Annotated in this window: 9 protein-coding genes; all 9 read right to left on the bottom strand. The window is 58.3% G+C overall.

All coding sequences use genetic code 11. From position 1 onward, the window contains the following. Window positions 1-93: 93 nt before the first annotated feature. Complete coding sequence (locus tag MKZ79_RS00760) at window positions 94-1,743, bottom strand: multidrug ABC transporter permease/ATP-binding protein (RefSeq protein ID WP_336139229.1); 1,650 nt, start codon at window positions 1,741-1,743, stop codon at window positions 94-96. A 71-nt stretch (window positions 1,744-1,814) separates the two neighbouring features. After that, complete coding sequence (gene alkB, locus MKZ79_RS00755; protein ID WP_336139225.1) at window positions 1,815-2,459, bottom strand: DNA oxidative demethylase AlkB; 645 nt, start codon at window positions 2,457-2,459, stop codon at window positions 1,815-1,817. A 45-nt stretch (window positions 2,460-2,504) separates the two neighbouring features. Further along, complete coding sequence (gene apbE, locus MKZ79_RS00750) at window positions 2,505-3,551, bottom strand: FAD:protein FMN transferase ApbE (RefSeq protein ID WP_336139224.1); 1,047 nt, start codon at window positions 3,549-3,551, stop codon at window positions 2,505-2,507. A 336-nt stretch (window positions 3,552-3,887) separates the two neighbouring features. Then, complete coding sequence (ompC, locus tag MKZ79_RS00745) at window positions 3,888-5,003, bottom strand: porin OmpC (protein ID WP_336139222.1); 1,116 nt, start codon at window positions 5,001-5,003, stop codon at window positions 3,888-3,890. 549 nt (window positions 5,004-5,552) lie between these two features. Beyond that, the gene (locus MKZ79_RS00740) at window positions 5,553-6,722 is read right to left on the bottom strand and encodes an HlyD family efflux transporter periplasmic adaptor subunit (RefSeq protein ID WP_336139220.1); all 1,170 of its coding nucleotides are present in this window, start codon (window positions 6,720-6,722) and stop codon (window positions 5,553-5,555) included. Next, the gene (locus MKZ79_RS00735; protein WP_336139218.1) at window positions 6,719-8,869 is read right to left on the bottom strand and encodes a type I secretion system permease/ATPase; all 2,151 of its coding nucleotides are present in this window, start codon (window positions 8,867-8,869) and stop codon (window positions 6,719-6,721) included. Before MKZ79_RS00735 ends, MKZ79_RS00740 begins: the two co-directional genes overlap by 4 nt. A gap of 25 nt (window positions 8,870-8,894) precedes the next feature. Beyond that, the gene (locus MKZ79_RS00730) at window positions 8,895-10,211 is read right to left on the bottom strand and encodes a TolC family outer membrane protein (protein ID WP_336141315.1); all 1,317 of its coding nucleotides are present in this window, start codon (window positions 10,209-10,211) and stop codon (window positions 8,895-8,897) included. A gap of 108 nt (window positions 10,212-10,319) precedes the next feature. Continuing rightward, the gene (locus MKZ79_RS00725) at window positions 10,320-14,810 is read right to left on the bottom strand and encodes an Ig-like domain-containing protein (RefSeq protein ID WP_336139216.1); all 4,491 of its coding nucleotides are present in this window, start codon (window positions 14,808-14,810) and stop codon (window positions 10,320-10,322) included. Window positions 14,811-15,394: 584 nt separating this feature from the next. After that, window positions 15,395-21,295, bottom strand: a complete 5,901-nt coding sequence (locus MKZ79_RS00720) for an Ig-like domain-containing protein (protein WP_336139214.1) — start codon at window positions 21,293-21,295, stop codon at window positions 15,395-15,397. Between the last annotated feature and the right edge of the window lie 274 nt (window positions 21,296-21,569).

The raw sequence follows: 21,569 nt of genomic DNA, 5'->3' as shown, positions 1-21,569 counted from the left end.
GACGGGAAAGTCCGTGACGGCATGTGACCGTCAGCTTCACCTTAACGCCAGTCCATGCCGCTGACTAATAACTATTTATGCAGAACTTATACGCTACCCGGTGCCGGTACGTTTTACCGCGTCCAGCGTCGCCAGGTCGCGCGCCTCGCCGGTCAGCTCGCTTAGTTGCCCTTCACGCATCTCCAGCAGCCTGTCGGCGTGCAGAAAGTAGTGATCGTCGTGGCTGATGGCGAAAACGGTTTTGCCCATTTCCCGCAGCCACGGCAGCAACTCGCGGTAGAATACGCGGCGGAAGTGCGGGTCCTGGTCGGCGGCCCATTCGTCCAGCAGCAGGATATCGCGCTGTTCCGCCGTGGCGAGCAGCATCGCCAGCCGCTTGCTCTGCCCTTTCGACAGTTTCAGGTTGAGCACCCGATTTCCTTCCAGCCTGATCTTGTCCTGCATCTGCAGACGCTCCAGCCACAGCTGCACCTGAGCCGGATCGGCCGCTTCGCCCTGGTCGTCTATCAGGCGATCGAACAGATGCGGATCGGTAAAGACGGCGGAGAAAAGACGGCGATAATCAGCCATCTGCTCAGCCGCGACCGGCACGCCATCCAGCAGGATCTGCCCGGAGACCGGCTGATAAAGCCCGGTCAGCAGCATTGCCAGCGTTGATTTCCCGCTACCGTTGCCGCCGATCAGAAACACCAGTTCGCCGCGCCGCAGCGTCATAGTGATCGGGCCGACGGTAAAATTGCCGTCGCCGTAGTGAAACACCAGCTCGCGCAGCTCCAGCGTTTGCCATTGCCGCGCCGCGGCCGGCTGTTCGAAGCCTTCCTGATAAGGCGCCAGCTTAAAGGTATTGAGCTTGTTAAAGGCGACCTGCGCGCTCAGCAAAGTGGGCAGCGCGCCAACGGCGGAGAGCATCGGCGTGCGCAGAAACAGCAGCGTCAGCGAATAGGTCGCCGCCACCGCCGTATTGGCCCAGCCCAGGCCGTTAGCCATAAAGAACACCAGGCCGATAGCGCCCAGCATCATGATATTCGACCAGTTAACCGCGCTGAGGTGAAAAGTATCGGCGCGCACAATGTGATGGCGATAAGTGCGCGCGTCTTCCTGATAGACGTTGTCAAAAACCTGCTGCGCACGCTGGCGATTCAGCGCCAGCTCTTTGCGGCCTTCGATAATAGTCTGATAGTCGGCGTAGAGCGCGTCCTCCACTTCCCGCAGCTTCGCCATATGGCGATAGACCCGGGAAACCAGCAGCCAGCCGCCGACAATAGTGACCACCAGCCAGAGCGCGGTGATCGCCAGCATTTTCGGCGAAAGCCAGGCGAGATAAGCCGCCGAGCCCAGCGTTAAAATAATGCCCTGAATCAGCTCCGGCAGGCGCACAAAAGCGATAGTGATATTGCGTACGTCGCTGGTCAGCGCGGCCAGCAGCTGAGCGCTGCCGATCTGCTCGATCCGTTCAACCCGGGTATCCAGAATACGGCGGATAAACTCGCCGCGCAGGCGCCAGACAAAGTGGTGTCCCAGCAGCGTCAGCGCCAGTTGCGAAGCCAGCGTGACCGCCATCAGCAGCAGCAGCAGTCCCAGGAATTTCGGCAGCAGCCAGGCGTCGGCCTGCAGCGAGACGATCAGCTCGCGGTTGATAAAGGCGATCAGCCCAATGCCGAGCGCGGCGCTGAGCAGGCTGAGGCCGATAACCAGCACGAAAGGCCAGCGATACTGGCGATAAACGACGCGAAGCAACTCCATACAACCATCCCATTAAGCTGAGCAGCCTGCAGTTTAATGAGAAGCGGGACGATAGCAATAATAATTCTCGTTTAGCGAAAAGCGCGGCGAAAGGTCAGGTTATAGCGAAAGGCGCCGGTCGCCGGATGGCTGCCCGCTTTCAGCGGCAGAATGCCGTGATAGCGCAGCCGGGACGGGCCGCCCCACACCACCACGTCGCCGTGCTCCAGCAGCACGCGCTGCACCGCGTCGCCGCGCGCAAAGCCGCCGAACTGGAAAACGGCAGGCAGGCCAAGCGAAACCGAGACGATAGGCTGGCGCATATCCTGTTCGTCTTTATCCTGATGCAGGCTGAGCTTCGCCTCCGGCGCATAGCGGTTAATCAAACAGGCGTCGGGCTGAAAATGGGGAAAACCCGCCTCGGCGGCGCAGGCTATCGCCAGCTGGCGAAAGCGATCCGGCATCGCCGGCCAGCGCTGGCCGCTGACGCTGTCATACTCGCTGTACTGATAGCCGCGCGCGTCCGTAGACCAGCCGAAATCGCCGCAGTTGGTCATCGCCACCGACATACGGTGGCCGCCTGGGGTGATGCGGTGATGAAAAGGGTTCTGCGCAGCGATATCGTCAACCAGCGCCAGCAGCGCTTCCGCCTCGTCGCGCACGCGTCGCCGTAAAATAACCGCACCTTCGGCCAGCGGTTCCGACCAGGGTGCTTCTTCGCCAAATAAGTCCAGCATGGTGGCTCCTTAGCGGGCCGCGATAACGGCGGCCGGTTAGTGATATTACTCTCGATCCGGCAGGATGAAAGCCTTAAACTGCGGCGACATCCAGCTGGTAAAGCCGTCTCCCTGTTTGACAATCAGATAGACCGCCAGCTTTTCCCGCAGCGCCAGCTCTTTGGCTTTCTCTTCGCCCAGCACCATCAGTCCGGTATCCCAGCCGTCCGCTTCCAGCGCGGTGGTGGCGATAACGGTAGCGGAAACCAGCCGGTGCTGAATCGGCTCGCCGGTTGTGGGATCGATGACATGCGAAATACGCTTGCCGTTCAGTTCATAATAGTTGCGATAGCTGCCGGAGGTACTGATGCCGTGTCCCTGCAAATCCACTATCGCCTGAACCGCGTTTTCTTTATCGGTAGGCTTCTGGATAGCGACTCTCCACGGCTTGCCTTCACTGTTTTTACCGCGCGTCAGCACCGCGCCGCCAACGGAAACCAGATAGTTATGGATGCCCTCTTCTTCCATCAGCCGCGCCAGATGATCGGTGGCGAAGCCTTCGCCCATCGTGGAGAGATCGACATAAAGATCCGGCAGATCTTTTTGCAGATAAGCGCCTTCGCTGCGCTGGATAACGCGCAGATGCTGCAAACCGACCAACGCGCGCGCCGCTGCGATCTGCGCCGGAGTCGGCGTTTTATCAGGCTGTTTAACCGGGCCGAAGCCCCAAAGATTAACCAGCGGCCCGATGGTGATATCCATTTTACCCTGGGTTTTCTGGCCTATACGCAGCGCCACGGTGACGATATCCGCCATGTTGTCGCTGACCGGCTGCGGGTCGTTGCCGCGGTACTGGTTAAAGCGAGAAAGCACCGAATCCGCCTTCCAGGTCGACAGCTCTCGGTCATCCTGATCCAGCCGCTGCTGCACCGCTTTTTGCAGCGCTTCTTTACGGCTGGCGTCGACATCGGCCAGGCTAACCCTCCAGAATGTTCCCATAGTGCGTCCTTCGAGCACCAGCGCGGAAGCGCCAGCGCTTTCATGACGGGCGTCACAGCCGGCAAGCAGCATAAATAGCGCCATAACAGGATAGTACAGCCATTTCGTCTTCATTTTAGGCAAATTTCCCTGGATTAATTTTGGCCCTGAAAGCGTGAAAAGGCAGCATGGCGTCGGGCCGGACGGGGTTGATCTTCTGGCGGATGCTACTCAGTATATCTGCTGTATCCACTTACCGCGGCGCTGTTGCCGCACTAATGGAGGTCTTTATGATCTACTATCTGCTGCCTTTTATCTGTCTCGCGCTGATTATCTTTTCAGGCTACAAGCATTACAAGCAGACGCACACCAGACAGCTCAATCGTCCACGTTATCGTTGAGAAAGTGAACAAGCGCAGGGAAAGGGCGAAGAGTTAAGAAGCGGGAGCGCGTTGCGCGCTCCCACGAAAATCAGAACTGGTAAACCAGGCCCAGCGCCACAACGTCATCAGTATTGATGCCGGCAGCATCGGTGAAGTTGTTGTCATCCAGCAGGTTGATCTGGTAGTCAACGTAGGTAGACATGTTTTTGTTAAAGTAGTAAGTCGCGCCTACATCAACATATTTCTTCAGGTTCTGCGAACCAAAGCGCTCGATATCGGTGCCGCGAGAGCTGACGAAGGCCAGAGAAGGACGCAGGCCGAAGTCGAACTGATACTGCGCCACCAGCTCCCAGTTATCCGCTTTATCCGCATAGCCGTAAACGTCGCCCGCCGTGCGGCTGTCGCCGAAACGCGTCGCGTTGTAGGAACGGGTATACATCGCCGCCAGATAGATATTGTTGGCGTCATATTTCAGGCCGCCGGTGTAAGCCGTCGCCTTGTCGCCGTTGCCCAGGATGCCGTTGGTGTTGTTGTTCTGTTCGTTAGTACGATCCGAGCTGAACATCGCCGCGCCGACAGCCAGGCCAGAGGTGCCGATGTCATAAGTAGTGGAAAGTCCCCAACCGTCGCCGTTACGCGCCAGCACGTCGCGACCGTCCAGCTCTGTGCCGCTGTTATTTTTGCCCTGATACTGCAGCGCGAAGTTCAGGCCATCAACCATGCCGAAGAAGTTGTTGTTGCGGTAGGTCGCCAGGCCGCTGGCGCGCTGGAACATAAAGTTGTCCGCGCCGTAGGTGTCGCCGCCGAACTCTGGCAGCACGTCGGTCCATGCGCCCACATCGTAAGCCACGCCGTAGTTACGACCGTAATCAAGCGAGCCCGAATCGCCAAACTTCAGACCGGCGAAACCGACGCGCGTGTAGCTGTTAGCAGTGCCTTCGTTCTCGGTGGTGTTCAGCGCTGCCTGATACTCCCACTGGCCGTAACCGGTCAGTTCGTTGCTGATCTGGGTTTCACCCTTAAAGCCGAAGCGCAGATAGGACTGGTCACCATCGGAACCGTCGTTATCGGAAAAATAGTGCAAACCATCTACTTTGCCGAACAGGTCCAGTTTGTTGCCGTCTTTATTATAGATTTCTGCCGCTCCGGCAGAACCGGCGACCAGCATGGCCGGAACGACCAGCGAGAGTACGCGAAGTTTCATTTTATTATCCTCTGGTTATATGCCTTATTTACCACTGCGTGCTGAACGTCGAAAATTCAGCCGGCACCCCATGGTAGAGACAGGGCAGTAATAATCTATCAAGAAAATGATACTAAACCTCCGATTCTGTTTCATTGTGTAAAATAAATATTACAAAATGATAACGACAGCGAACTTTTTCACCGCACGCGCTGTTAAAAATAACGCACTTAATGTCAAGTAATGATTTAAACGAAAGGATTCATGTTGTTATGTAATGTTATCCTTATGAGCACTGAATGATAAACGGAAGTGTCCTTTTCGTTTATAATAACCTTGCTATCATCATTTTATTTCATTATTACCTTCATTCACCCCGAATGAGATATTTTACCCTATTTGTCTGCCGAACCTTGTGTTCGGCTTTTTTTTATCCTGCAAAAACCACGCCGACTCCGGTTAATTATGGTGCTGTTTTTTCGCCCAATATCTACCAAAAAAAACCGCCGGGCGGCGAAATAGCCCGCTCGACGGCAGTTTATAACATTGATTATTCAGCAGCGTTATTTTTTACCTTTCACGCAGCGACTCCTTGACCTTATTCAGTGGCTTAACTAAATAATCCATCACGGTTTTTTGACCGGTCTTAATTTCCACATTCGCCACCATGCCGGGCACAATCGGGAACTTCCTGCCCGCTTTGTTCACCAGCTCCGCTTTTTGCGTGCGTACATAAACGCGATAGTAATACTGGTCGCGCTTAACCTCGTCCTGCAGCGTATCCGGCGAAACCGTTTCGACCTCGCCTTCCAGGTTGCCGTAGATGGAGGAGTCGTAGGCGGTGACTTTCACTATCGCCGGCAGGCCTGGCCGGATATAGGCGATATCGCGCGGATTGATGCGGGTTTCAATCAATAGCTGATCTTCCAGCGGCACAATCTCCATCAGCTTGCCGCCAGGCTGCAGGACGCCGCCAACCGTGGTGACCTGAATATCCTTGACGATGCCGCGCACCGGCGAATAGAGCGTGGCGCGCGTCAGCTGATCCTCTTTGCCGGTAAGCACCTGTAGCTGCGCGTCCAGATCGGCGTTGTTTTTGACCTGCTCTTCGCGCGCCCTGACCGCATAGTCGTTCTTCGCCTCGTCGATTTTGCCGCGCAGATCGCTGATCTGGCGCTTCAGGCGGATTACCTCGACTTCGCCTGCGGCGCCTTTCGCCACCAGCGGCTGCGTCATACGCAGCTCATCCTGCACCAGTTTTAACGACTGCTGAAGGTTGCTGACCGTTTCCGTCAGGTTACGGCGCCGCGACTCGTAAAGCTGCGTTTCGCGCGCCACCAGCTCGGGCTCTTTTAATGTTTCCGCGCTGAAGGCCAGCGGCGCGCCGGTCAGCTCCGCCCGCAGACGTTCCGCCGAGGCGCGCAGCGTGCGGACTTTTGCCGCCGCTTCGCCAAAGTTAGACTGAAAACGGGTAGGATCGAGACGCCCCAGCACCTGGCCTTTTTCAACGATATCGCCTTCATGCACGTTAAGCTGATCCACGATGCCGCCATCAAGGCTTTCAATCACCTGCGCGCGGCTGGACGGCGTCACTTTGCCGGTGCCAACCGTGACCTCGTCCAGGACAGCGAAGTGCGCCCAGACAAAGAAAATCACCAGCGCGGCGGTGCAGAGCCAGATAATGGCCGAGGTGCGACTTTCGTTACGTTTCAGGCTGCGGTCAATCAGTATCAGGCTCATGCGGCATCCCCTTGTCCGGCACTCTGCTTCGTTGTCTGCGCGGCGGCGGCGCGTAAAATCTCATCGCGCGGGCCGTCCGCCACAATGCGGCCGTTGTCCATCACGATAATCCTGTCCACCAGCTTCAGCAGCGCCGGACGATGGGTGACCAGCACCAGCGTGCGGCCCGACAGCCAGCCCTGCATCTGCCGGATCACATACTCTTCCAGCGATTCATCCATCGAGGCGGTCGGCTCGTCCATCAGCACTACCTGCGGCTGACGCAGGATCATGCGGCTGAGCATCACCATCTGCCGCTGGCCGCCGGAGAGGCCGCGCCCGCCTTCGTTGATGATGCGATCCAGGCTGGCGGCGTCCTGCTGTACCAGGCTCAGCGCGCCGCTGACTTTCAGCGCCTGCAGCATCTCCTGCTCGCTGGCGTGCGGGTTACCCAGCATCAGATTCTGCCGCAGCGTGCCGAAAAAGAGGCGTGAATCCTGCGACAGCCAGCCAAGCTGACGACGCAGATCCACCGGATCGATACGTCGGACGTCCACGCCGTCGACGATCACTTTGCCCTGGGTCGCCGTCGCCTGTCCGGCCAGCAGCTTCAGCAGCGTCGACTTGCCCGCGCCGACCTTGCCGAGGATCGCCACGCGCTCGCCCGGTTTAATCTGCAACTGCCCGATGGTGACCACGTTTTTAACGTTCTCTTCATCGTAGCTGTACTGCACGCCGCGCAGATCGTAGTGGCCGGTCAGCGTGGGACAGTGCGCCATTTCGCCCTCTTCCGCCTGATCCAGCGGCTTTTTCAGCAGCTCGTCCAGGCCCTGCATGGCGGTTTTGGCGTGCTGCCAGCGGGAAAAGACCATGGTCAGCTGCATCAGCGGCGCGATGGTACGCGAAGAGAGCAGGCTACAGGCTACCAGCGTACCCGTAGTGATATCTCCGTTAAGCACCAGGTAGACGCCAAACACCAGCATACCCGCGTAGGTCAGCTGCTGTACCGTGGAAGCCCAGCCGGTCAGCCTGGCGCCCCACAGTCTTTGCTGCATGCCGATGGTGGCGCTGACCTCGTGCGTCTGTTCCCACTGACGCTGGAAATAGGGTTCCGCCTGCAGCGATTTAATGTCTTCGATGCCCTCAATGGTTTCCACCAGCACCGCGTTACGCAGCGCGCCTTCGCGCAGCCCCTCTTTCGCCAGCTTCGCCATCGGGATCTGCACCAGCAGGCCAGGGATCACGATCAGCGGGATTGCCAGCAGCGGGATAATCACCAGCGGGCCGCCGATAAAACTCATCAAACAGAGAAACAGCAGCACAAAAGGCATATCCGCCGCGGCGCCCACGGTGGTGGAAGTCAGCAGTTCGCGTACCTGATCGATTTCGCGCAGCTGCGAGATAAAAGAGCCGGTGGATTTAGGCCGCGCCTCGTTGCGAATATTCATCGCGCGGGCGAACAGCATCGAGGAAACTTTCAGGTCGATGCGTTTTCCCATCAGATCCGAAACCTGGGTGCGCATCAGGCGGATGATATATTCGATAGCGGCGGCGATCAGTACGCCGGTAAAGAGTACCCACAGCGTCGGCTGCGACTGAGCCGGGATTACGCGGTCGTAAACCTGCATCGAGAAGAGGATACCGGCCAGCGCCAGCACGTTGCCGACCACCGAAGCCAGCGAGATCTCCATGATGCGGCGGCCCATGCCGCGAAAGTTTTCCCAGAACCAGTGCTTTTTATAGGGCTTGACGAATTCATCGATGCGCGCGTCGCGTCCCCGCGCCGCCACGCCGATGATGCCGACCTGTTCCTGGCTCTGCGCCAGCAGCAGCGCCAGTTCGCTTTCCCGCACCACGTCGCCGCCGTCGCTCAGCCAGTAGCGCGCCTTGCCGTCGGCGTCGATGCCTTCCACCACCGCCACGCTGGCGTTTTCCAGGATCAGCACTACCGGCGTGACTTCCTGCCGCCAGCGAATTTTATCGCGCGGCATCATGGTCAAATGCAGGCCCAACAGACCGGCCAGCCTTTCCAGCTGCTGGGCCGGCGAGAGATGTTCAAACCAGCGCATCTGCTGGCGCAGCGTGCCGCCATCCGCCGGTTTGCCAAAGCGCGCCGCCACGCGCAGCATGGCGTCAATCCAGTTTTCGGTGCTAGCGGTTTTGGTCATAAGTACAGCCTTATCTTGTTTGGCATCAGAGCGATGGCAGAGTTTGTCCACTGGTGGCTTCGCGATCGATGCCCATAATATCCAGCAGGTTGTCGACGGCGGCGGCGTAGCGCACGGTGGCGTCCCAGCCGTCGTAAAGCGCGGTCAGGCGGCTGCTGTCAGCCTGGAAAACATCCTGTTCTACGCTCAATAAATCGTTGAGGCTGCGCTTGTTTAATTTATATTCGTCGGCGTAGACCGAACGGGTATGGTCAGCGCTGCTCAGCTGCTGCTCGCCCGCCGCCTGACGCTGCTGCGCGCCGATCATATCGGCGTAGGCGGTAGAGGCACTCTGATTGATGTCGAGCTTGGACTGCTCGACCGCGGCCTGAGCCGCTTCGCGATCGCCTTCCGCCGCGCGGGTTTTGGCGTTGACCAGTCCGCCCTGATAGAGCGGCGCTTCCACCTGCAGCTGCAGCTCGTCGTCCCAGTAAGAACGGGCCGAGTTTTCATAACGCGTGCGGCCCGCCTGCACTTTGATGGTTGGCCAGTGGTTAGAGGACGCCTGGCGAACACGCTCGATCGCCGCTTCCTGTTTGGCCTGCGCGCTGCGTACCGCCGCGCTTTTCTCGTAGGCGATCCTGTCCAGCGTGATCTGCTGGTTCAGCAGCGACTGCGGCAGCTCCGGCAGCGCGCTCGGCACCACGCCGGTCAGCACCGTCAGCTGCGCCAGCGCGGAGCGTTCCGAGGCGCGATACTGTTCCATAGTGGCGCGCACTCCGGCGATGCGGGTTTCCGCCTGTAACACGTCCGACTGGGAACTCAGTCCGGCGTCGGCGCGCATATGGGCGATCTCTTTAACATGCTCCAGCGAAGCGACGTTATTGCGGGCCGCTTCCACCAGCGCCCGATAGCGCTTGACCTGCAGATAGGCCTGCAGCGTATCCTGCGCCACCGTGGTCATGGTGTCGTAAAGCGCGAAGCGATAGGCTTCGGAAAGGTGATGCTGCTCGTCGATAGCGCCGCCGGTGCGGCCAAAATCATAGAGCAGCTGACTGAGGGTAATCCCGCCTGAGCCGTTGTTGTTGAGGCTGCCGGAGGAGTCGGTGGTATGCGATCGTCCGCCGGTCGCCGACAGGGAAATTTGTGGATACCAGGCGCTTTCGGCAGCGTCCAGATCGGCCTCGCCCACGCGGATTTGCGCGGCGGCTTCGGAAATTTTTGGGTTGCGGGCAAAGGCCCGGAGAATGGCTTCACGTAATGTCAGGGTTGAAATTTGCTCCTCGGTCGGCGCGGCTCGCCAGTTAAACTCCACTTTTTGCTGCTTTGCTGCCAGCGAGTTCTGTACCACGGTGCCGCACATCGCGGCCAGGCACAAAGAGACCCACACTTTCTTCATCCTGGTACCCTCTTCCTTCTTCCTTTTTGCCGAAAAAAGGCCGACGCGGCAAACCCGCGTCGGCCTGTTACATCAGGCAGTCTGTACCTGCAAATTATGTTGGATTAAAACATCCGCCAGGGTGCCTTCATGGCTGGCGGAAGCGTTGTGATAAAGATCGAACTGCTGTCCGTCGACGGTTTTCTGGCCAACATCGCTCCAGACGCCGCCTTCGGCAGTACTTAGCGTCACCGTACTGCCATCCGCGCCTTTGATGGTCAGCGTTTCGCTGGCGTTGTCGGTGAGCGCCAGCAGATCCTTCTGCCCCAGCGTAAGGCTGTTGCTGCCGGAACTGCCGAGGTCGATGGTTTCCACGCTGCTGACCTTTAGCCCCAGCGAGGCGAAATCCAGCGCTTCGTGCGAGCCGCTCAACACCAGCGTATCGTGACCAACGCCGCCGTCCAGATTGTTGAGCAGATTCAGCGTGGAGAGCGTAAAGGTATCGTCGCCTGCCGTGCCGGCGACGGTAGCCGCGCCGTCGATATTTTCGCTATGGGCCGTGTTAGCAGCCGTCGCGCTTTCGCTGCCGCTTTCTTTCGCTGCAGCGACGTCGCTGGTCGTAGTGGCGCTGTCGTCCGTTACGCTGCTGTGGTCGACAGAAGCGCTGGCGTGATCGCCGTCGCCATCCGTTGGGTTATCTTCCGCCAGTAAGCTGGCCGAAGCCGATTCAGTTGTCTCGGCGGTCGGCAAAGCAGGCCAGGTATAAGTCTGCGTGCCGATTTGCCGCTCGCCGGTCGCATCCGTATATTCCAGGTGCACCACGTTCCACTGAGTAAAGTCTTCGGCGTATACCCCAACGGTAAAGGTACCGTCATCCGCTATCTGCAGCGCGTAGCTCATGGTTGTCAGGCCCTGCAGCACCACATAGGTGACCGGATCCGGCATATCTATCGTGCCGCTTACCTTATAATGAAGGGCATTGCCGACATAATAGGCATCGTCAGCGGTCAGCGGATTAAAGGTGATCGTCGGCTCGGTAAACTGATGCGGCGGCGCGTCAGGCAGATCGATAGAATCCGAAAAGCGTTTGGTTCCGCCCAGATCCGTATAGTCAACATGTACGCCTGAGGCGGAATTATAGTCATCCGCCCGGATTTCCAGGCTAAAGGTGCCGTCCTGGGCCACGGTCAGCGGATAGGTACGCGAGCCGCCAGGATCAAGCGCGAGGTTAGTGGATTGGAAAGGATTATCAACCGTGCCGCTGATTTCATAATAGAGCACGCCGTCGCGTAATACGGCATCGTCGCTGGTCAGTGGATTGACGGTGACTACCGGATCGTGGGCGTAACGCAGCAGAAGAAAATCTTCGCTGCCGCTGCCGGTCAGGCCGCCTTCCGCCGTGCCGCTTACGGTCAGCGTATAGAAGTTATCCTGCAGATCTTTGACATCGTCCGCCGTGATATCCACATACCAGCTGTTGTTATAAACCACGCCGGTGAAGGTCTTGTCGCCAAAGGTCAGGGTTACATCATCGCCGCTGTGCAGGCCGGTACTGGTGCCTCTGATTTCAACAAACGCGTTGGCTAAATCTGCGTCGGTAATAACGTTGTTGTCGCCATAAGCGCTGATGGTCAGCGTCGGCTGCACGGGCGAGCTGTAGAACTCGACGTCCAGCGAGGCGCTGTTGCGGTTGCCGCCGGCGTCCACGACGGTGGCCGTCAGCGTGTAATCCCCTGTCGCCAGCTGGCGCGCGTCATCCTCGGAGAGCTCGACCTGCCAGCTGCCGTCGGCGGCGATGTTGGGATACCATTCTTTCGCATCGCCCAGCTTGATGGTGATATATTCAGCGGATTCAGCCGTGCCCGAAATAATAAAATCGGTGGTCAGGCTGTTCAGGTTGATCCTGTTATCCGCCGAGAGATCGTCAATCGTGACCTGAGGCAGCACGTCGCCGTGGTAGAGCTCCAGCGCGCGCGAGGCGGTGCCGATATTTTTCGCCGTATCCGCAATGCTGGCCTGCAGCCTGTAGTCGCCCGTTTCCAGCTGCTGCGCCTGCTCCGGCGTCAGCGCCGCCTGCCAGGTTCCGTCAAAGCCCACCGTCACGTTCCACGTCAGCGAGCCGAGCGTCAGCGTCAGCGCGTCGCCCTGGTCGCCCGTTCCGCTGAAAATATAGTTTTCCGTGATGGTAGAGAGATCGAGCGTAGTATCGCTGGCTGGCGAATCGATGGTTACCTGCGGCGTGCTGATATCGGTGAAGAAGAAGGCCTGAGTGGTGCCCGTTTCGCCTTCTGAGTTGGTAGCGGTGACGTTGATCCAGTGCTTGCCGGTGTTAAATCCGCTGGCCGCCAACTGCTGCTGCGACAGCGATAGCGTCCAGTTACCCGTGCCGGTAACGTCCGCTTCATAATTGACGCCGCTGATATTCACCGTGACTCTCTGACCCGCACCGGTAACACCTGTGGTGCCGTGCAGCGTCTGATCGGCCGACTCATGCTCATTGTGATTCAGCCAACCGTCGCCAAACGGCGTGTCGATAGTGGGATGAGGTTCGGCTGCGCTTTCGCCGACGGTGCCTGGCAGACCCGGCAGATCGATATACTGGCGAGACTGCTCGTCATTGCCAACGATGTCCTGATAGGAGACACGGAAGCTGTCCGTTGAGGCAATGATATCGGCTGGCACCTCGACGCTGAAGGTGCCGTCACTGTTGATGGCCAGCGCAAAGTAATCGCCTCGATCGGCGTCATACAGCGCCACGTCGCTGGCGGGCAGAACGCCTTCGGTAATCGTGCCGCTAACCGTATAGTAAAGCTCGCCATTACGCTCAAAGGCGTCATCGGCGGTCAGCTCGTTAAAAGTCAGCGTCGGCTCGCTGCTGTGGAAATGGGTATAAAGAGTGAAATCACGATCGGCGACGGCGCTTTGCGTGCCGTTGTCCGCGCTGATTTCCAGCGTATATTTACCGTCGGCCAGCGCTTTAATCGCATCGCCATCAATACTGGCGCTCCAGCCTGCTCCGGTGACCACTCCCTGAAAAGTGCTGTCGCCTATTTTCACCACCAGATCCGTACCAGGCGCGATGCCGCTCGCCTTTCCTTGCAGCTGCAGCTCATTCTGGATGATATCTGAGCCAACCACGATATCGTCTGGCGAAATGGGGTCGATAGTCAGCGTCGGCGTGATATTGACATCATAAAAGTTGACGTTAAGCGTGGCGGTATTCTGCAGGCCGTTGGCATCCGTGATGGTGGCCACGATGGGATAATAACCCGGCTCTGATGCCAGAGCCTGTATTTCCGCTTCTGCCAGAGTAACCGACCATTTGCCGGAACTGTCAACGGTCAGATCCCAGTAAGGCTCTCTGAAAGTGCCGAACTCTACCCGAAGATGGTCGCCAGCCTCGCCTGTACCGCTAATGGTAATGTCCGAGTTGATGGTGGTGAGATCGATGCGGTTATCCGCCGAAAGGTTGTCGATAGTGACCTCAGGCAGCTCTTCACCGCTGATAACCTCGACGTTAAGCGAAGCGGCGCCGACGTTCTTCGCCGTGTCGCTGATGCTGGCGGTGAGCGTATAGTCGCCCGCCTGCAGCTGCTGCGCCTGTTCCGGCGTCACCTCCACCTGCCAGTCGCCGCCGGAATTGGCCGTCACCTGCCAGGAGAGCGGCCCCAGCGTCACGGTAAGCGTGTCTCCCGCGTCGCCGGAGCCGAAAAGCGTCACGCCGGAGATGCTGGCGTTATGCAAATTGATGACCGAGTCTCTCTCTTCGACAAAGGCGACATGCGGCGTGCTGACGTCGGTAAAGAAATAAGCGCTGGCCTTGCCGGTTTCGCCCTCGCTGTTGCTGGCGTAGACGTTAATCCAGTGCTTGCCGGTGGTGAATTCTTTGCCCATTAGCTGGTCGGAAGTCAGCGTCAGGCTCCATTTGCCGCTATCGTCGACCGTGGCCTGATATTGGGTGCCGCTGATATTGACGATAACCTGCTGGCCGCTACCGCTGATACCGGTAGAGCCGCTCAGCGTCTGGCCGTCGAGTTTTTCCTCGCGGTTCAGCCAGCCGTCGCCGAACGGCACGCTGATGGTCGGGGAAGGCGTCGCTGTGGCCGCAACGTTTGCCGTGGCTGCGACATCGGCCTCGCTGGCGCTGCTGTTCACCTCTGCAGCATGATTTTCTACCGGCGTAGCCGTTTCTGCCGCCATTCGGTTAATGCTGAGTGTGGAAGCGGCGCTTTCAGCCGTAGACCAGTTCGCCGTCAGCGTGGTAACGCCCTCGTTAACGTCGGTCGTGGTCGCCAGGGCTATCTGTTTCGCCACCTCGCCATCCTGAAAAACCAGCTGGCTCTGCCCACGACTGTCCGCGCTAAAAAACTGCTGAAAGCGGGTAACGCTGCCGTCCTGCTGTTGCAGGATCAGATCGTTATCCTGTTGCAGCCATGACGTCACTTGCGATGGAGCGCCCTGTAGGGTGACGATCCCGGGTTCGCTGAGGGCATAAACCTGAGCACTGATATCAGAAAGCGGAGTGAGCGACTGTCCGTTTGCCAAAGACACGATAGTAATGCGGCCTGAACCTGAGTTCGCCATGTTAATCCCCCTGGTCACTAACTATGAGTAAAATGGCGCCAGAAAAAAGTAAAGTAAAATTTCACTTTTAGCCAGCACGCAGCGATCAGCGTCGCAAAAATAGTTTAAAAATTCGGCTCGAAATATCACGACTACGCAAAGAATCACTCAAAAAGATAATGACCAAAAACAGGGCCAAAAATAGCGAATGGAAGGCACAGATGACGCCAGAAAAAGAGCGATCGTAAATTCATACTTCGCTAAATTTCGTGCAGTTACTCGAACTAAAACCATTAACTTCAACGCATTAGATAAGATAAAAGTTAAAGCCCGACGCTGGGTAAAGATAAGTTAGCTGGCGCGCTGCCTTTTTACCAATGGCGAAAATCCTAAACTCCTATAACAAATTTAACTTTTTTTATTCGTTAACATTACAATTTCTTGCGTCACCCCATTCTGATAACCTCAGCTTTCATCGTTTTCCCGTTACTGTTTCCTCGCTCTTAACTATAAGCAGCATTCAACTTAATGACGTGTTCCACCCAGGCCACGGCTATGCCATCCCATATCTTATCAGCCAGGGCCGCTAAGCCCTGGCTGTGGGTTCAGGCAGTTTGTACCTGTAAGTTGTGTTGAATCAGGAGATCCGCCAGCGAGCCTTCATGGCTGGCGGAAGCGTTGTGATAGAGCTCGAACTGCTGACCGTCCACCGTACGCTGGCCGACATCGCTCCAGACGCCGCCTTCGGCGGTGCTCAGCGTCACCGAGCTGCCATCCGCGCCTTTGATGGTCAGCGCTTCGCTGGCGTTGTCGGTAAGCGCCAGCAAATCCTTCTGCCCCAGCGTAAGGCTGTTGCTGCCGGAGGTGCCGAGATCGAGGGTTTCCACGCTGCTGACCTTCAGCCCCAGCGCGGCAAAATCCAGCGCCTCGTGCGAACCGCTTAACACCAGCGTATCGTGACCGGCGCCGCCGCTCAGATTGTTGAGCAGATTCAGCGTGGAGAGCGTAAAGGTATCGTCGCCTGCCGTGCCTGTGACGGTAGCCGCGCCGTCGATGCCCGTACCGTGAATGGTGCTGTTCTCTGCGGCGCTTTCCGGCGTAGCAACAGCGACGGCGACGCTCTCTTCCGTGGCGTGAACGCCCTCTACAGGATTATCCTCCACCAGCACGCTGGCGGCGTTCTGGTCAGCGGTTTCCGCAGCGGCTGGCGCAACCGGCAGCGTGACGGCGTCCGACGATTTATACCAGTGGCCTGCGGCATCCTGATAGGAAACGTAAAAGCCGGGCGCGGAAGAAGACCCGTATTCGTCGATCGGTATTTCTGACGTAAAGGTGCCGTCCGCCGCCACGTTAATCGCGTAGTAGTTGAGCATCTCGCCGCCATAGAACGACAGCTTATCTATCGGCAGCGGCTCGTTTATAGTGCCGCTGACCAGGTAGTAAGCGTTATCGCCGTGATAAATCAGATCTTCCGGCGTCAGGGCGTTAAACGTCAGCGTCGGATCGCTGCTGTAGATATGCGACAGCAGCAGCACATCACGGCTGGCACTGGCGCTGCCGCCTGCGCTCTCTACGCTGACGCTCAGGCTGTAAAAGCCATCTGCCGCCGCCTCTATATCCTGGGATGGAATGGTCGCCATCCAGTGATCGCTGTTGACATAGCCGATATAAGATTTGTTGTTCAGCGTGACGGTGACTTCAGTACCGGTATGCAGGCCGTAGCTGTCGCCGTGCAGCTGGACGTCGTTTCTGTAGACGGAGTAATCAACAATATCGTTGATCTCCACCGTATCCATCGCCAGCGTCGGCTGCACGTCCGCCGCGTAAAACGCCACGCCCAGCGAAGCGCTGTTAGTCTGTCCGACGGTGTTTTGGATAGTGGCGGTAAGCGTGGTATCGCCAGCGTTCAGCTGAAGGGCGTCGCTTTCAGAAAGCCAGACTTTCCATTCGCCATTGGTGCCGACGGTTACCGTGCCGAGGCTGAGCGAACCGAGCACCAGGGTAACTCTGTCGCCCGCCTCGCCGGTGCCTGTAATCGGATAGTCATTGGTAATCGTATTCAGATTGACGCGATTATCGTCAGACAGGTTGTTGATAGCGACAGCCGGCAAAGTATCACCCCGGTAGAAATCCAGCGCCAGCGAGTCAGAACTGACGTTTTTCGCCGTATCGCTGATGCTGACTTCCAGCGTGTAGTCGCCATTGGCCAGCTGCTGCGCCTGCTGTGGCGTCAGCGCTATCTGCCAGTTGCCGTCGAAATCGACGGCGGTATGCCAGGTCAGCGCGCCCAGCGTCAGGGTCAGCGCATTGCCTTCATCGCCCGTGCCGCGGAAAATCACATCCTCGTTAAGCTGGTTGATGTCGATATGACGGTCGGCCAGCTCACTGATTGTCACCTGCGGCGTGCTGATGTCGGTGAAGAAGAACGCCTGCGCCTGACCGGTTTCGCCTTCACCATTGCTGGCGGTGACGTTGATCCAGTGTTTTCCTGTCCCGAACGCTTTACCTTCCAGCTGCTGCTCCGTCAGCTGCAGCGTCCAGACGCCTGCCGTTGTGACCTCTGCCTGATAGCGGGTGCCGCTGATATTTACTGTAACCTGCTGACCACTGCCGGTAATACCGGTGGAGCCGCTTAGCGTCTGTCCGCCGATCCGTTCGCCCCAGTTCAGCCAGCCGTCGCCGAATGGCGTCGCAATAGTGGGATGAGGAACGGCTACGGCAACAGGTTCGACCGCCGTGCCATTCGCAACATCAGCGGCGGTATTAGCGTCGGCGACAGCGGCGACGGCGGCTGCGTCAGCGACCACGCTATCGGCAGCGGCAGCGGCAGCCGTTGCCGCATTGGCGCTGGCCGCATCGGGCAATTCAGGCAGAACGACACTGACCCATGACCGATCCCAGTTACCCGCCACATCGCGATAGGTGACCTCGAAATCGTAGCGGGCATAGTCATCTGCCCGCACTTCCACCTGAAAGGTATTGTCGGCCGCAACGGTTAACGGCCAGGTGTTCAGCAGTTCGCCGCCGTACAGCCCGAGGTTGGTAATGGGCAACGAGCCTTCGGTTATCGTGCCGCTCAGCTGGTAGTAGGCTATGCCCTGATGATAAACGACGTCATCGGCGTTCAGGGCATTGAAGGTCAGCGTCGGATCGCTGCTGTTATAGTGGGTAAAAAGGATAATATCGCGCTCGGCGGTCGCCGTCTGGCTACCGTTGCCCGCGCTGACCTGCAGCTCATATTTGCCATCCGCGATAGCCTGTACCGCCTCTGCGTCAAGCGTGGCAAACCAGCTGCCTCCGGTCACGATGCCGTGGAAAATAGCGTCGCCTATCTTAATTTCCACCTCCGTACCGGCAGAAATTCCGCTTGCGAGGCCATAAATATTCAGGCCGCTGTTCAGCTCGTCGGGCTGAACAATATCATCCACCGTAACCGGCTCAATGGTCAGGGTCGGCGTAACGCCGGCATCATAGAAATTGACGCCCAGCGTGGCGCTGTTGGTGACGCCATACTGGTCGGTGGCGACCACGTTAATGTCATAATTGCCCGGATCTAACGCCTGCGCGTCCGCTTCATTCAGCGTTACCGACCATTTACCGGAGTCATCCACGGTAAGGTGCCAGGTGTAAGGCGGATTGCCGCTTAGCGTGATGTCCAGCTTGTCGCCTGCATCGGCAGTGCCTGAAATAGTGAGATCGGCACTAATCGCCGTCAGATCGATGCGGTTATCGCCAGAAAAGCTGTCGATAGTGACGTGTGGCAGATCTTCGCCGCTGATAACCACGACGTTCAGCGAGGCAGTACCGACGTTCTTCGCCGTATCGCTGATGCTGGCGGTCAGCGTATAGTCACCCGCCTGCAGCTGCTGCGCCTGCTGTGGCGTGACGGCTACCTGCCAGATGCCGCCGGAATCCACGGTAACGTGCCAGCTCAGCGGGCCGAGCGTTACGGTAAGCGCGTCGCCTGCATCGCCCGTGCCAACCAGCGTGGTGCCGTTGGCGCCGGTTGTGCGCAGGTTAATTACCTCGTCGCGGCCTGCGTTAATGGCGACGTGCGGCGTACTGACATCGGTAAAGAACCAGGCGCTGGCCTTGCCGGTTTCCCCTTCGCTGTTGGTGGCGTAGACGTTGATCCAGTGTTTGCCGGTGGTGAACTCCTTGCCCATAAGCTGGTCGGAAGTCAGCGCCAGGCTCCATTTGCCGTCGTCGCCGACCGTGGCCAGATAGTTGGTACCGCTGATATTGACCGTCACTTTCTGGCCGCTGCCGCTCACGCCGGTGGTGCCGCTCAGCGTATCGCCGTCGATTTTCTCCTGACGATTCAGCCAGCCGTCGCCAAACGGCGTGCTGATGGAGGGTTTCGGCGTTGCAATGGCGCCACCGCCCGTTTCAGGCGGTACGGTGCCGCTGCCGGGATTATCGGTGCCCGGCGTTGTACCATCGGTCGGGTTATCTACCGGCGGTAGCGGAACTTCCGCACCGCCGCCGCCAGGCGTAACCGGCGTAACCGGCGTAATCAGATCGGTGCTGACGTAAATCAGCTGTTCAAACCAGTTGCCCGCGCCGTCCTGAACGCCAAACACCAGCGTGTTCAGTCCCTGCTCGGTATGAATATCCTGAGAATTCAGCTGCACGCTCCAGCTGCCGTCCGCGTTGAGCATGCCGGTACGATAGCTTTCAATATCGCCCTTAACGGCAAACTGGGTCAGCGGGAATTTAGTTTCCAGCGTGCCGGTGACGGTGTAGATCGGCTCGCCGTTTTGATAAGTGACATCGGCCAGCGTCAGCTCGTTGGTGGTCACCAGCGGGTTGCTGCTGTTATAGTGGCTGATCAGCAGCAGATCGCGGCTGGCGCTGGTGGTGTTGCCGCTGCCGTCGGTGGCGCTGACGGAAACGCTGTAGCTGCCGTCTTTGATCGTCGCCAGGTCGGTGTCGTCGATCTTCACTAACCAGACATTGTTGTTGACGTAGCCAGTCCAGCTTTTGCCGTCCAGCGTCAGCTCAATCAGCGTACCGGAGGCCAGATGCGCGCTGGTGCCGGTGATCTCTACGCCGTAGACGCCCTCTTTATAGCTGACGGCGTCATCGCCGGAAATGGGGTCAATCGCCAGCGCAGGCAGCGCGTCCGACGCGTAGATTTGTACGGCATGGCTAACGGTGCGGCTGTTGCCGGCTTCGTCGCTGAGGCTGGCGACCACGCTATAGCCGCCTTCGGGCATAGTCTGCAGCACATCTGCCGGCACGGTAAACTGCCACTGGCCGTTTTCATCCACGGTGCCTGTCCAGCTTTCGCTGCCGAAGGTTACGGTAATCTCGCGCCCCGCTTCCGCTGTGCCGGAAATAAGTAGCGGCTCGTTGATCTCCGTGGCGTCAATCACGTTATCGTCGGAAACGTTATTGATGGTAAGCGCTGGCGCGACCGTATCCACGGTGAAGGCGCCGGTCGTGGTGCCGGTTCTGCCCCAGATATCCGTAACGGTAACGCTAATGCTGTGCTCGCCGTCGGTGAAGCTGGCTTCCCGCATCGCCTCCAGCGACAGCGGCACGCTCCAGTTGCCCTGCTCGTCTACCGTGCCCGCATAGCTGACGCCGTCGATGGTCAGCGCGATCTGCTGGCTCGCGCCGCTGATGCCGGTTTTGCCGGTCAGCGTATAGGCTTCGTCATGCTCATCCTGATTAAGCCAGCCGTCGCCGAACGGCGCATCAAGGGTCGGCTGCGGCAGCGGCGCGTCCGGCGGCGCTTCAGACGCTTCCACGCTGATGGTGTTATTTGTTGTTGTGGTGCCGCCGGTGCTGTTGGCGAAGCTGACGCTGACAACGTTATCGCCCACCGGCAGCGTCTGCAAATCCGCCGCCGGGATCGCCACGCTCCAGCTGCCATCCGCCGCCAGCGCCGTAGTATAGGTTTTGCCGTTCAGTTCAACGGTCAGCGTGGTGCCTTCGGCAAGGTTTTGCGCGGTGCCGCTGAAGGTTTGCGGCGTCAGCTTCTCGCTGGCCGACACTACGTTATCGCCGGTAAAACTGCCGATCGTCAGCACCGGCGTGGTGGGATAGGTGGCGGGTGCTGCCGCTTCGGCGACTGCGGCGCTTTCCGCCGTCACCGGCGTTGCGGCCAGACTCAGCGTGGAGTCGACCGTGGCGGCTTCCTGCGCAGCACTGACGGCAGCCAGCGTCGGCGTCAGTGCGGTGGTTTCCGCACTCTCTGTGCCAGTGGTGAACAGCGCCTGCTGCAGCGAAGCGCCATCCTGAAAAATCAGCTGGCTCTGTGCCTGCGGATCGGTACTAAAAAACTGTTGAAAACGTAACACGCTGCCATCCTGCCGCTGCAGGATCAGCTCGTCGCCCTGCTTTTGCCAGGCAGAAATTTGCGCAGGCGCGCTTTGTAAGGTAATAAGGCTGGGTTCGCTGAGGGTGTAAGCCTGAACATCATTTTCGGTCAGCTGTGCCAGTGTTTCACCACCAGTCAGCGATGCGATAGTGACGCGGCCGGAGCCTGAGTACGCCATGTAAATCCCCTTGTGCACCAGATAAATGAGTAAAGCGATGCCGCATTAAAGTAAAGTTTTTCTTTACTGCAATGCGCGCATGCAGCGGCCTGCGCCGTAATAACGGTGCCAAACCTGACCCGGTGCTCATCGGATTACAAACAACCCACAACAAGGATAATGGTAAAAAATAACAAACCAAAAAACGCTAACGTCAAGGCGCGGAATTTCTCCGTCGGCAAGAAAAAAACTAGTACCACTCTTTGCCAGAGCCCGAGCGTCAGCCTGACTTACT

The organism is Erwinia sp. CGal63, from assembly GCF_037026505.1.
In the GTDB taxonomy this organism is placed as follows: Bacteria; Pseudomonadota; Gammaproteobacteria; order Enterobacterales; family Enterobacteriaceae; genus Erwinia.
The sequence above is the reverse complement of the archived record's forward strand: the minus strand, read 5'-3'. Positions and strand labels throughout refer to the sequence as shown.

Coding starts and splice junctions, on each gene's coding strand:
- MKZ79_RS00725 (WP_336139216.1), bottom strand. CDS start 14,810: ATGGCGAACTCAGGTTCAGGCCGCATTACTATCGTGTCTTTGGCAAAC.
- MKZ79_RS00740 (WP_336139220.1), bottom strand. CDS start 6,722: ATGAGCCTGATACTGATTGACCGCAGCCTGAAACGTAACGAAAGTCGC.
- apbE (WP_336139224.1), bottom strand. CDS start 3,551: ATGAAGACGAAATGGCTGTACTATCCTGTTATGGCGCTATTTATGCTG.
- MKZ79_RS00730 (WP_336141315.1), bottom strand. CDS start 10,211: ATGTGCGGCACCGTGGTACAGAACTCGCTGGCAGCAAAGCAGCAAAAA.
- ompC (WP_336139222.1), bottom strand. CDS start 5,003: ATGAAACTTCGCGTACTCTCGCTGGTCGTTCCGGCCATGCTGGTCGCC.
- MKZ79_RS00735 (WP_336139218.1), bottom strand. CDS start 8,869: ATGACCAAAACCGCTAGCACCGAAAACTGGATTGACGCCATGCTGCGC.
- alkB (WP_336139225.1), bottom strand. CDS start 2,459: ATGCTGGACTTATTTGGCGAAGAAGCACCCTGGTCGGAACCGCTGGCC.
- MKZ79_RS00720 (WP_336139214.1), bottom strand. CDS start 21,295: ATGGCGTACTCAGGCTCCGGCCGCGTCACTATCGCATCGCTGACTGGT.
- MKZ79_RS00760 (WP_336139229.1), bottom strand. CDS start 1,743: ATGGAGTTGCTTCGCGTCGTTTATCGCCAGTATCGCTGGCCTTTCGTG.